This is a genomic window from Streptococcus infantis (genome assembly GCF_047463615.1).
In the GTDB taxonomy this organism is placed as follows: domain Bacteria; phylum Bacillota; class Bacilli; order Lactobacillales; family Streptococcaceae; genus Streptococcus; species Streptococcus infantis_X.
Genome location: NZ_JASHDO010000012.1, coordinates 1 through 12,117 on the forward strand (window position 1 = coordinate 1; position 12,117 = coordinate 12,117).

Below are 12,117 nucleotides of genomic sequence, written 5' to 3' on the forward strand. Positions count from 1 at the left end.
CTTACACTATTCGTGTAATTTATTAGAGAAGCATCTAAACTACTAAATTGGTAGATATTTCTGTAAATCTTTAATATTTTTATCGAAAAAATTAATATGTTTTGTTATAATGTTAGAGAATTGGAAAAGGAGCCTATAAATGAAAAAAATAATATACAGAAAAGCAAGGCTGGACGAATATCAAAAAATTGGAAAAGTGGTGGCCGACAGCTTCTTTGATTATCCTTTTTTAACTCTAATCATAGATGATCTCAAGAAACCTGAATACTATCCTGCTTTTTTAGAACTATTGGAGAGTCTCCTTACTCGCCTCTATATCAAAGAAGAGACCTGTTTAATAGCTGAACAAGACGGAGAAATCCTGGCTGTTGCCCTATTACAACAAAATGATTTTTCTATCCTATCTTACTTGCTAAATGGTGTCATAAAACTGTTTCGCTACATTAGCCCACGAAATTTTTTGAAGTATCTTGATCTAGTAGACCGTTCCGAAGAACATTTGAAAAAATCTAATAGCTTTGACTGGTATTTGATGCTCCTTGCAGTCAATCCATCCGTTAAAGGACAAGGAGTGGGCAGTGCTTTTCTTAGAGACGCAGTTGAGCCTTATGTCAAATCCAAGGGTTGCAAGCGTTTAGGACTCATTACCAGTACAGAAAAAAATGTTTCATTCTACAAAAAGAACGAATATGTATTACTAGATTTCATGGAGTTAGAGTATGGGACTAAGTCTATTGGAAACTGGGCTTTTTTAAAGACTATCAATAAATAAAGTAAAAAAGGAGTTTAAATCAACTCCTTTTTTACTTTATTTAACTGCTTCTTTCAAGGCATCAACCTTATCCAAGCGTTCCCATGGAAGGTCAATATCTGTACGTCCCATGTGTCCATAAGCCGCTGTTTGACGGTAGATTGGACGTTTAAGGTCTAGCATTTGAATGATTCCTGCTGGACGAAGGTCAAAGATTTGACGCGCTGCCTTTTCAAGCTTGCTTTCAGCGACTGTTCCAGTACCGAAGGTATCGATACGAACAGATACAGGTTGGGCTACACCAATTGCGTAAGCCAATTGCACTTCAGCTTTCTTAGCAAGACCTGCAGCAACAATGTTTTTGGCAATATAGCGAGCTGCATAAGAAGCAGAACGGTCAACCTTAGTCGCGTCCTTACCAGAGAAGGCACCACCACCATGACGTGAATAACCACCATAGGTATCCACGATGATCTTACGACCCGTCAAACCTGAGTCCCCTTGAGGTCCTCCGATAACGAAACGACCTGTTGGATTGATGAAGAATTTAGTTTCATCGTCAAGATATGAAGCTGGAATCACTTCTTTGATGACCTTGTTGATTACATCCTCATGGATTTGTTCATTGCTGACTTCTGGATCGTGTTGAGTTGAAATAACGACAGTGTCCACGCGCACTGGTTGGTCATTCTCATCATATTCAACAGTAACTTGAGATTTAGCGTCTGGACGAAGGTAACTAATTTCACCAGACTTACGTAGCTCTGCCAAACGACGAACCAACTTGTGGCTGAGTGAGATTGGCAATGGCATGAGTTCTTCAGTTTCATCCACCGCAAAACCAAACATGAGACCTTGGTCTCCAGCCCCAATCAAATCAAGTGGATCTTGATCCGCATTCCCACGAACTTCTAAGGCTTCATTAACCCCTTGAGCGATATCTGGTGATTGTTCTACCAAGGATGGGTGAACTCCTACCGTCTCCGCAGAAAAACCGTACTCTGTATTGGTATAACCGATTTCTGCAATAGTATCACGAACCACTCGGTTAATATCGACATAAGCATTGGTTGAAATTTCACCGAAAACATGTACTGAACCAGTATAAACAGCTGTTTCAGCGGCAACGTGCGCCTCTGGATCTTGCTCTAAAATAGCATCCAAGATAGCATCTGAAATTTGGTCTGCAATCTTATCTGGGTGCCCCTCAGATACAGATTCAGACGTGAAAAGTTTACGTTCTGACATAAAAAATGTCCCCCCTTAAAAAATATTCGTTATAGAGTTACAAAGTACTGATAGAAAAACTATTCGCAATAAATTTCTACCACCTTATCGGGACCATATAACCTAACTATTATAACACGATTTCTAGAAAAATGCCTAGATTATTGCTTTTTTTCTCTCATTTCCCAACCAGTCTTTTTTACATGAATACAAGATCAAAAAATCTCCTAAAGCAAGAGTTAAAATCCTACTTCAAGAGATTTCATAAAAACTAATTATTTTCTAGATAAAATTCAAACCGTTCTCCGACGTATTGGCTCTTTACATACTCGAAAGCCGTCCCGTCATCAAAGTAAGACACCTGAGTCAGTCCTAATATAGCATGCCCTTTTTCGACCTCTAAGTAATAAGCAATTTTTTCCTTGGCTAAGCGGGCATAAATGGTCTGATGAGATTTACCAATTCGATAACCATGCTCTTGCAAGGTTTGAAAGAAGTGCTTGGTTACTTCTTCTTTTTTGAAATTTTTGATAAATTTCTCAGGAATCGAAGCCACTTCATAGACAACAGGAACCTTATCAGCATAGCGAACACGTTCCATCCGAATTATATTGTCAGTTGGTAGTATACCTAGTTTAGCCACTTCTTGCTCATTTGGAATGGTTCGACGATAGGAAATCAGATGACTCGATGGTGTTTTACCCTGAGCTTTTACAATCTCCGTAAAACTAGTTGTTCCACGCATTCTTTCCTGAACACGTGTGCTTGAAACAAAGGTCCCACTACCTACACGTCGTTCCAAAACCCCTTCTTCAACCAAAAGAGAGATTGCTTGACGTAAGGTCATGCGGCTAACCTCAAATTCCTCGGCTAAGTCTCGCTCACTTGGGAGTCTCTCTCCTATTTTCCAATTTCCCTCATCAATATCTTTCTTGATTTGGTCGTGAATTTTCATATAAGCTGGTAACATGCTTGCTCACTTCTTTTCTTTATTTTTTCCATTGTACCGTATCTTATGGGGAAAAGTCAAACCGCACTTGTTTGGTTGGTAATTCTAACCCTTTTATGATAGAATATTCAAGAAGATATTTCTTTTAAGAAAGGGAAAAGATGAGCAACATTTCAACTGATTTGCAAGATGTCGAAAAGATCATCGTACTGGATTATGGTAGCCAGTATAACCAACTTATCTCACGTCGTATCCGTGAGATTGGTGTCTTTTCAGAACTAAAAAGTCACAAGATTTCGGCTGACGAAGTCCGTGCTATCAATCCTATCGGGATTGTACTTTCAGGTGGTCCAAACTCTGTTTACGAAGAAGGATCGTTTGATATTGATCCAGAGATTTTTGAACTTGGAATTCCGATTTTGGGAATCTGCTATGGTATGCAGCTATTGACTCACAAGCTTGGTGGTAAGGTTGTTCCTGCAGGCGATGCTGGTAACCGTGAATATGGTCAATCAACATTGACTCACACAGAATCAGCTCTTTTTGCGGGTACTCCAGATGAGCAACTTGTCTTGATGAGCCATGGGGATGCTGTTACAGAAATTCCTGCTGATTTTGTCCGTACTGGAACTTCTGCTGACTGTCCTTACGCATCTATTGAAAATCCAGACAAGAAAATCTATGGTATCCAATTCCACCCTGAAGTTCGCCACTCAGTACACGGTTATGATATCCTCCGAAACTTTGCCTTGAACATCTGTGGTGCCAAAGGGGACTGGACAATGGATAACTTCATCGAGATGCAAATCAAACAAATCCGTGAGAAAGTTGGAGACAAACGTGTTCTCCTCGGACTTTCTGGTGGTGTTGACTCTTCTGTTGTTGGGGTTCTTCTCCAAAAAGCCATCGGGGATCAATTGATCTGTATCTTTGTAGACCACGGTCTTCTCCGTAAAGGTGAAGCTGACCAAGTTATGGATATGCTTGGTGGTAAGTTTGGTTTGAACATTGTCAAAGCAGACGCTGCCAAACGTTTCCTTGATAAATTGGCTGGTGTATCTGATCCTGAACAAAAACGGAAGATTATCGGTAACGAGTTTGTTTATGTCTTTGACGATGAGGCAAGCAAACTAACAGACGTGAAATTCCTTGCTCAAGGGACACTCTATACAGACGTGATTGAGTCTGGTACGGATACTGCTCAAACCATCAAGTCTCACCACAACGTTGGTGGACTCCCAGAAGACATGCAGTTTGAACTGATCGAGCCACTCAACACTCTTTACAAGGACGAAGTTCGTGCCCTTGGTACTGAACTTGGTATGCCAGACCACATCGTATGGCGCCAACCATTCCCAGGGCCAGGGCTTGCTATCCGTGTTATGGGGGAAATCACTGAAGAAAAACTCGAAACTGTCCGTGAATCAGACGCTATCCTTCGTGAAGAGATCGCCAAAGCTGGTCTTGACCGCGATATCTGGCAATACTTCACTGTTAACACTGGCGTTCGTTCAGTAGGTGTTATGGGAGACGGCCGTACTTATGACTATACAATTGCTATCCGTGCTATCACTTCTATCGATGGTATGACAGCTGACTTCGCTAAGATCCCTTGGGAAGTTCTCCAGAAAATCTCAGTTCGTATCGTAAACGAAGTTGACCACGTTAACCGCATCGTCTATGATATTACAAGTAAACCACCTGCAACCGTTGAGTGGGAGTAGAGTAAGTTATTCAAAAAAACGCTTGAAATCAATGATTTCAGCGTTTTTATTTTCCTATTAGCACCAATTTAGCACCAAAAACTATTTTTCAATGTCTAAATCTAAAATCTTTTTAACATTTTTTGTACTCTCTACATACTTACCCTTCTTTGATTCTCTAACAATTCTGTCATAATCACTATCATTTTCATCTAATTCATAAACACGATATAAATCATTTTTAAATTCAAACTCACTAATCAAATCTTGTTTTCTCATTATGATACCCCCCTAATATAAATTATACATAAAAAAATACTTACATCAACTAATTTGATAAATTTCAAATGTGATATAATAAGAAAAAATAGAAGAGGGTATAAAATGCTTAAAGAATTCGGTATGACTACTTTGGAAATTTCAAAATCTGATTCAAATAAAGAACAGAATATCCCAGTTCTAAAAATGTATGATGATAAAGAATTAATTGGGACTTTTAATATTCTTACAAATGAAGTTATAGAAAATATAGATTTAGCAGATTATGATATTCGTTTTGCACAGAAACAAATTGAATTAAATCGAGATAATTATCTTGAAACATGGAAAGAGATAAAAAATACGGTAAACACTAATAGTTTACCGTAGAAATCTAAAGTTAAATCGGACAGACTTCGCTAGTCAGACAAAACTTTAGATTGATTTTTTTTAGTATGCTGATTGCCCTTAAATTTACTCTTTCTGATATTATTGTCACTCACCACTACTTTTCCAGTCATTCTAGTTGCCACTTCTTTCATTGCACTTGGTCTTAAATGAGAGTACGTTCCAAGTGTAGTCTTAATATCAGCGTGTCCTAAACGATTTTGCATTTCTAAATCATTCATTCCCAAAGAGAGCATAAAGCTGGCATGAGAGTGTCTTAAATCATGGATCCTAATTGATTTTATTTTTGCGTAATCACTATGAGATTTTAGAACACGTTTAAGAGTTGATTTTACCAATGGACTATCAGCTATGGAAAATACAAATTTACATTCCCCTATTTGAGATTGTGCTTTCTTCCAATATTTCAAATGTTCTAATGTATCATCATCAAGATACAAAAGCCTAACACCTGATATAGATTTTGTATCGGTAAGATACCACTCTTTTTGGCTTTTATAATACATGGAACAGTCTATTAAAACAGTACCTTTTTCAAAGTCAATTTTCGACCATTCAATAGCTTGTAATTCACTTGTCCTAACTCCAGTCATAAAGAAAAACCAAAATGTAGTAAAATACAATAATTCATAGATATTAGATTTATCAAATGTACTAATAAATAGCTGAAATTCTTCTACCGTCCAAAAATCAACTTTAGGACGGTCTTTTTTTACATTTCCTACTGTCTTAGCAACATTACTTGATAACATACCTAGTTTAACTGCTAAATCAAAAACCTGTTGTAAAATTTGATGAACTGAACGGATATAATTGTTAGATAATCCCTCTATAAACATTGCATTTTGCCACTGCTTAACATGAGGAGGTAAGATATCTGATAACTTCATATTCTCAAAATATGAAAGTCTTTTAAATTTTGATTGTGTCATATCAAAAGTACGTTTTCTTACTTGGCTTTTATAGTCTGGTATAAAATAATCATCAAGAAACTTTTTAAAAGTCATTGTACTATTAGTAGATATTGCCCCTTTTCCAAAATCTGCTTGAATCTGTAATTGCCACAGTTGAGCTTCTCTTTGAGTTTTAAAGCCAGTCTTAAACTTACGTATTCTTTTACCAGTCTGACTATCAAATCCTAGTGATACAGAGGCTCTATAAGTTCCATTTTGTAATGGATATATATTTGGAAGCTTAGGCATTTTCTTTTACTTCCATATCTACTAGACTGGCTTCATCTATTTTCACACCCAAGATTTCTTCTACCGTTTCAAGTGGTACACGTCCTAAACCTTTACTTTCATACCATGATAGACCTTGACTGGCTAATTTTGCTTTAGCCTGTTTTACTAACATCATAGCTTGCCAACTTGAAAAACCTAATTTCATTAAATCTTTTTTTACAACAAACATACTTTTTCCCCTTTCTTTATGATATAATTATTTTGGTTTTTTATTTTGATGTGTGATTGATTTTCACGCATCTTTTTTTTGCATCTAGTCCATAAATCTTTATCATTCATGAACATATAAATATTATCTAGCGACTGCGTTATCGGTATACTCTTTTTAAATCGTATCACTCTAAAGTCAGAATCTAGCCTTTTATCAAAGAACATTACGATTTTTTTAGTCATTTGTCACGTCCTTTACTTCCTTAGGTAAAATTCTAGGGCAAATACATTCTTCGACTATTTTCTCAATAAAAACATCTCTATCATGGGCACAAAACAAATCTTCATACCTAAAATTTAAAACAGCAATAGTACCATCTTTTTTCTCATAGAAATCTATTCCTTTTCGCTTCACAACTTCAGAAATATTATATAAACGCTCAACTTCTGAACCATGCTTAAGACTTACATCTACTAAAAAGTTAATTCTTCTAAGAAACTGGTTTAAATCCTCAGCCTTTATACGTCCAAAAAATAATTTAGGTGACATATAAACTGGCATAATAATCAACCGAGGAACTACTAACTTATTCTGATACCGTGCTGACATTCTAGCTGAATTAAGAGGATCAAGCAACTTTAACCAGTCACTCGCTCGCATAGTGTCCTCTCTTAAATCATCTAATAACAAAATATCTTCACCTAAATAATTATCAAATGGGTTAGAAGATGAAGCTGAATAAATATCTCCACGCAATCCCACTTCATTTAATTTAGCCTGAGCTTGTAACGCTATATTCTTAGCTAATTCCGATTTTCCAATATCTGAATCTCCTTGAATATAGATTACAGTCATTTGATATTCTTTACGTTCTAAACTTTTCAAGCGTAAAAATGTTTGTCTTTCACCATAAAAATTAAATCCTTCTCTAAATTTTTGCTGATTATTTCCAAAGAGAAAAGCAAGCGAATCATCTTCCATGACATCATTATAGGTTAATTCTCCTAATTGAATTTTAGATAAAGTCAAATCTAAACTTTCATCTGATTTTTCACGTTTTTTTGTGGCTGCATACTTCTCAAAATCTTCTCTATTTTGATTAATAAATGCTTCATAATCAAACGTATCAAATGTTTCTACATCACTTGCAGAATACTGATATTTATCTTTATCTTTGGCATGGATAAGATAGGCTTTTGAATTTATCTTCCCATACTTACCACGTCCACTTGACTCAATATATTGTGGCAATATACCAAGACTTAAAGCCAAAACATTTAAATCCTTTTTATTAGAAAATTCTATATAACCATGAATATGTGGTTCAACTAATTTTGTGCCATAAGAAATATCTTTATCATGAATAATCAAAGCAATTTTTAAGTCTTCCGATTCACTAATCAATCTTACTCGTTCATAAATTTCTTTAAAAATTTCAATTTTATTATTTTCCCAATTTAAAAATAATTTTTTACTATCTTCTGACCAGTCCCAAAAATCAGGCTTTAACTGCTGTTCAAAAATATAAGTCGTTGTTTGTTTTCTCTTTGCCATTTTTTCCTTTCCAATCATTTTTTTGAATTTACTTGCCCTAAACTTGAGCAAATTAAAAGATTTTTGCTTAATTTGCTCACTAATTTGCTCATTAATTTGCTCAAGTTTTTTCGGACTTTTTTCAAATAAAACCAAAAGGGGTTAACCACCCCAAACCTACGGTTTAAAAGGGTTTTTAGACCATTCTGTCGACAAGCCCTAGAATGGTCCGCGCATAGAAAACATACCTTTTGAGCAAATGAGCAAATTAAAACTCTAAAAACTCTTATCAGTTAAAAAAGTGTATAATTAAAACATAATGCTGTATATAGATTGTTAGTGAGCGCTAGTACCCGCTAGTGATCGCAGTCGCTGGCGTTCCGCTTCCGCTCCTGCTACTAGCTACTAGCTACTAACAATCTATATTCCTTCTAAAAATGCGGTCGGTGCGGTGCATGGTGCTAGCCAACGGCTTCGCCCCCTGCTTTGCACCTACATTTTTAGCTAGTGTGTGCGAGTTATCAGCTACTTATATTTCTAGGTCATTTTAAAATCTTTACATTTTCTGCCTTATACCAACCTAAAGAACTGTTATTAAGTTGTCCACCAGTTACATTGTAAAATTCAAGTACCGTACCAAAGACCACTTCTAATTTTACAGGCGCTTTAATTTCATATTCTAACTGATGTACAGTATCTACTATTGCATACTTAAATCCATCACTAACACCATCTTTGAATACCTCCTCGACACTTCCAGTAGAAACAACTTCTAAGACAGGAACTACCTCTGTTTGATATTCTTTACCTTTATTCCCCATAAGGGTGACTTTTCTTGTATCTTGTTGGAGAACCTCTCCTAATCTTCTATTCCAATTTGGTTTAGCCATTACTTATACCTCTTTTTCTTGAATTATGTTATAATTTATATAGATTTTTTATTTAGCCTTTGAGGATTTTTTTCTTCAAAGACTTTTTTATACAATCATAGACAGTTACCCCCAATTCTTGCCAAACATAGTATAGTTTGTTATAATTAGTCTTAATAGGACTAATTATATTTTAGTCCAAACAAGACTAATTGTCAATAAAAATAGTCTTATTTGGAATTTTTTTTTGAAGGTAGGTATTTATATGTTAGATTTCCCAAACAGATTAAAAGAAAAACGAAAAAGTAAAGGATATACGCAGGAACAAATATCCAAACTTTTAGATATTGGTCAGAGTGCCTATGCGAAGTGGGAAAACGGTCGTACTGAACCCACTCTCGAAAATATAGTGAAACTATCAAAAATACTAGATACTACAACAGATGAACTATTAGGTAGGCATATAAATTTTGGAGATACAATTTTAAATAAGAAATATAAATATGATTTAAGTGTTCTAAAAGAGTCCGATATTCAAAATCTTTATGATTTAAAAATCACATTAGCATTTGATTTACTAGATGAATCTTTAAATCCAACAAAACTTAAAGAAATACTGATGGAGAAAAATAAACTTAATAAAGATGAAGAGTTGATTTTGGATACTATACTAGATGAAGCAAAAGAATTTGCTGATGATGTTAACGAATTTTACAAATTCAAAAAGTCTAATAAAAAATTCAAATGGCCTTGGCAGAAATCTAACACCAATTTAGCACCAAACGAATCAAATCACTCTAATTTAGACTAACTTATTGTACTATCAATCACTATTAAATCAACTATTCTAAATAGTCAATATCTGACTTTTAGTGAGTGGGAATAGAGTTAATTAGTTAAAAAAAGCCTAGAAATCAATATTTCTAAGGCTTTTTACTTTATTTTAACAACAATTTAACAACAAAAATCTTAATTCCGTAATCAAAAAACACCTGATAAAAGCCTATACAACTCTAATTCAGGTGTTTTGTTTTTATTGATTTATCTTTTGTTCTTTTCTTTTATTTATAGTATACTGATGTTAAAAGTATATTGTAGGAGAATTTAAATGAAAGATTTTTTTGCAGGATTTGGTGAATTAAACCTTGTTACTTATCTGATATACGTGTGCATTGGCCTCGCTCCTCTCTTTCATATCTTTATTATCGGATCAGAAGTGAGTCCTGGAAAATTTGTTTTAACCATCTTGGGTATCGTTTACGTTATCGTTTTAACGATTGCTAAAATTTATAGGAAGTTTTTCTGGAAATCATCGTAAAGAAACATAAAAATCCCATCAGAATATTTGAACCACACCTACTTTAGTCTAATTCTAACAGCTCTCATATTATAAGAAAAAAACACTTGAGCGGAAAGCATATAGCCCACATCAAGTGTTTTTTTATTACTTTATACTACTGTTCTTTTGATTTTCTGTTTCCAAGGGCTAATCCAAATCCAGCCATCAATAACCCAAGTCCCATGAGACTTTGATTTCCAGTATCATTGCTTCCAGTTTCAGGAAGTTTAGCTGGTGCTGGTTTGTAAGCAGTAGGTTCTGGTTTAGGAGTTACTTTCTGCTCCAAAACTGGCACTGTTGTACGACGTTCCAAGTAGAATTGGTAGCTGTCTTTTGTTACCTTGTACTGACGTCCCTCACTGACTGTTTCCACAATCCATGAAGCTGCATCCTTAGTTAAAGAGTCAGCCAAGTTACGATCAATAGTCATTAATCGACCTTCAGATACAAAATCTTTATAGTTCCGTTGATTATACAAGGTTGTCGCTACGATTCTATCAATACCAGCTTTTTTCAGAGTTGTTAATGTCTCAGCGATAGATGGAATTGACGGATCTTCTTTCATCCTAGCATCTGTTAACAACACCACAAACTTTTTATTTTTTGGTGACTTAGACCAGTCGTAAGTAGAAACAATCGTTGTGAGAGCAGGAGTTGCTGTTTCAGGAGAATCTCCCCCATGTGCAATCTTAATTTTTTCTAAAGCTTTTTCAAGCTCAACTGGATCTGTTGTAAAATAAGTCTCACCAAATTTCGTTAGAATTGTATCTTCGTCAGTTTTTCCTAATCGACGTCCGTATACTTCATCACTATATGTAGCTAATCCAAAACGTGCCGCTACTCCATCTTTGGCAAGATTTCTTGCAAACTCATTGACATTTTTACGAACAGTATTAATAGTTCCTCCCATAGATCCTGAACGGTCAACCACGAAAACAATATCAGCTGCTCCTGCTTTTTTAACAGTTGGTGGTGTTTTAGTTATTTCCACAGTTGTTGTCTTGTCTACTCGTTCGTACTGAGTATAAGAATTTCCATCTTTATCCTTAGCAGCTACAGTATTCTCTTTTGTCGTAGTTACAGGTTCTGGAATTTTTTCCACTTTTTCTGGAGCAATTTCTGTCTTCGTAACCTCAGCCATAGATGTTTCAATATGGACTTTCTGATTGCCTTCTTGACTTTCTTTTACTTCGACAGCAGATTCTTTCTTTGAGACATCAATCAAATCCCCAGCTTTTGCTTCAGTTTCTTTGGTAATAGGTCTTGATTTTTCAGTTGCAATTTCTGCTTTGGCCTCCTCAATAGGCGATTTGACTTCTTCAACTACTTTTGGTGCATCAGTTACCTTAGTAATTTCACTTGACGAAACTTTACTCGTTTCATCAGCAGAAACTTGTCCAAGTTGTGCAAAAGCAAAGAGGATAGCCACAGATGCCAATCCAACCTTCATTTTACGAAACGAAAAACGTTCTTGCTTAAACATTCCTTTTGCCATAATTACCTCTTTTCTTTAACAGATTTAATATTTTTTTAAAATCTGTTTTTTTTTAAGAATAACATAAATCACTATAATTTGCAAGCGTTTTCTGTTGTATAGCCAACAATCCAAAAACCTTATAAAATCAGGGTTCTAAAAGCTTTTCATTTCATTTATCACACTATTTCAACCTTGATACTTATATTAT

General features: G+C 35.2%; 13 protein-coding genes. 5 read left to right on the forward strand and 8 right to left on the reverse strand.

Annotation, left to right across the window (positions count from 1 at the left end):
* Positions 1-139 precede the first annotated feature (139 nt).
* Positions 140-772, forward strand: coding sequence for a GNAT family N-acetyltransferase (locus QM874_RS09000; RefSeq protein WP_414317022.1), 633 nt, complete (start codon positions 140-142; stop codon positions 770-772).
* Between the two features lie 36 nt (positions 773-808).
* Here the strand turns inward: QM874_RS09000 and metK are convergent, their stop codons facing one another.
* The gene (metK, locus tag QM874_RS09005; RefSeq protein WP_414317023.1) at positions 809-1,999 is read right to left on the reverse strand and encodes a methionine adenosyltransferase; all 1,191 of its coding nucleotides are present in this window, start codon (positions 1,997-1,999) and stop codon (positions 809-811) included.
* A 250-nt stretch (positions 2,000-2,249) separates the two neighbouring features.
* On the reverse strand, positions 2,250-2,948 hold the full coding sequence (locus QM874_RS09010; protein ID WP_414317024.1) for a GntR family transcriptional regulator: 699 nt from the start codon (positions 2,946-2,948) through the stop codon (positions 2,250-2,252).
* A 140-nt stretch (positions 2,949-3,088) separates the two neighbouring features.
* On the opposite strand from QM874_RS09010, the gene guaA reads away from it, so the two are divergent.
* A complete protein-coding gene (guaA, locus tag QM874_RS09015; RefSeq protein WP_004253965.1) occupies positions 3,089-4,651 on the forward strand; it encodes a glutamine-hydrolyzing GMP synthase in 1,563 nt (520 codons plus the stop codon).
* An 81-nt stretch (positions 4,652-4,732) separates the two neighbouring features.
* Here the strand turns inward: guaA and QM874_RS09020 are convergent, their stop codons facing one another.
* Positions 4,733-4,909 carry a hypothetical protein gene (locus QM874_RS09020; RefSeq protein WP_167745184.1) on the reverse strand — a complete coding sequence of 59 codons (177 nt, stop codon included), beginning with the start codon at positions 4,907-4,909 and terminating at the stop codon, positions 4,733-4,735.
* Between the two features lie 105 nt (positions 4,910-5,014).
* Here QM874_RS09020 and QM874_RS09025 point away from each other — a divergent pair, with 105 nt between their 5' ends.
* On the forward strand, positions 5,015-5,278 hold the full coding sequence (locus QM874_RS09025; RefSeq protein WP_004260737.1) for a hypothetical protein: 264 nt from the start codon (positions 5,015-5,017) through the stop codon (positions 5,276-5,278).
* A gap of 29 nt (positions 5,279-5,307) precedes the next feature.
* Here the strand turns inward: QM874_RS09025 and QM874_RS09030 are convergent, their stop codons facing one another.
* The 4 genes from QM874_RS09030 to QM874_RS09045 all read right to left on the reverse strand — a co-directional run bounded on the left by QM874_RS09030 (position 5,308) and on the right by QM874_RS09045 (position 9,114).
* Positions 5,308-6,498 carry a tyrosine-type recombinase/integrase gene (locus QM874_RS09030; RefSeq protein WP_004260738.1) on the reverse strand — a complete coding sequence of 397 codons (1,191 nt, stop codon included), beginning with the start codon at positions 6,496-6,498 and terminating at the stop codon, positions 5,308-5,310.
* Positions 6,491-6,709 (reverse strand): DUF3173 family protein, encoded by a 219-nt coding sequence (locus QM874_RS09035; RefSeq protein ID WP_004260740.1) that lies wholly within the window; start codon positions 6,707-6,709, stop codon positions 6,491-6,493. Before QM874_RS09035 ends, QM874_RS09030 begins: the two co-directional genes overlap by 8 nt.
* Before the next feature lie 216 nt (positions 6,710-6,925).
* A complete protein-coding gene (locus QM874_RS09040) occupies positions 6,926-8,245 on the reverse strand; it encodes a Rep family protein (RefSeq protein ID WP_025173186.1) in 1,320 nt (439 codons plus the stop codon).
* Positions 8,246-8,766: 521 nt separating this feature from the next.
* Positions 8,767-9,114 (reverse strand): hypothetical protein, encoded by a 348-nt coding sequence (locus QM874_RS09045; RefSeq protein WP_004260747.1) that lies wholly within the window; start codon positions 9,112-9,114, stop codon positions 8,767-8,769.
* A gap of 244 nt (positions 9,115-9,358) precedes the next feature.
* On the opposite strand from QM874_RS09045, the gene QM874_RS09050 reads away from it, so the two are divergent.
* Both QM874_RS09050 and QM874_RS09055 read left to right on the forward strand, forming a co-directional pair.
* Positions 9,359-9,904 (forward strand): helix-turn-helix domain-containing protein, encoded by a 546-nt coding sequence (locus QM874_RS09050; RefSeq protein ID WP_004260750.1) that lies wholly within the window; start codon positions 9,359-9,361, stop codon positions 9,902-9,904.
* Between the two features lie 297 nt (positions 9,905-10,201).
* Positions 10,202-10,411: a hypothetical protein gene (locus QM874_RS09055; protein ID WP_006148878.1), complete on the forward strand. Its 210-nt coding sequence runs from the start codon at positions 10,202-10,204 to the stop codon at positions 10,409-10,411.
* Between the two features lie 136 nt (positions 10,412-10,547).
* Here QM874_RS09055 and QM874_RS09060 read toward each other — a convergent pair whose 3' ends face one another.
* On the reverse strand, positions 10,548-11,927 hold the full coding sequence (locus QM874_RS09060; RefSeq protein WP_414317025.1) for a VWA domain-containing protein: 1,380 nt from the start codon (positions 11,925-11,927) through the stop codon (positions 10,548-10,550).
* Between the last annotated feature and the right edge of the window lie 190 nt (positions 11,928-12,117).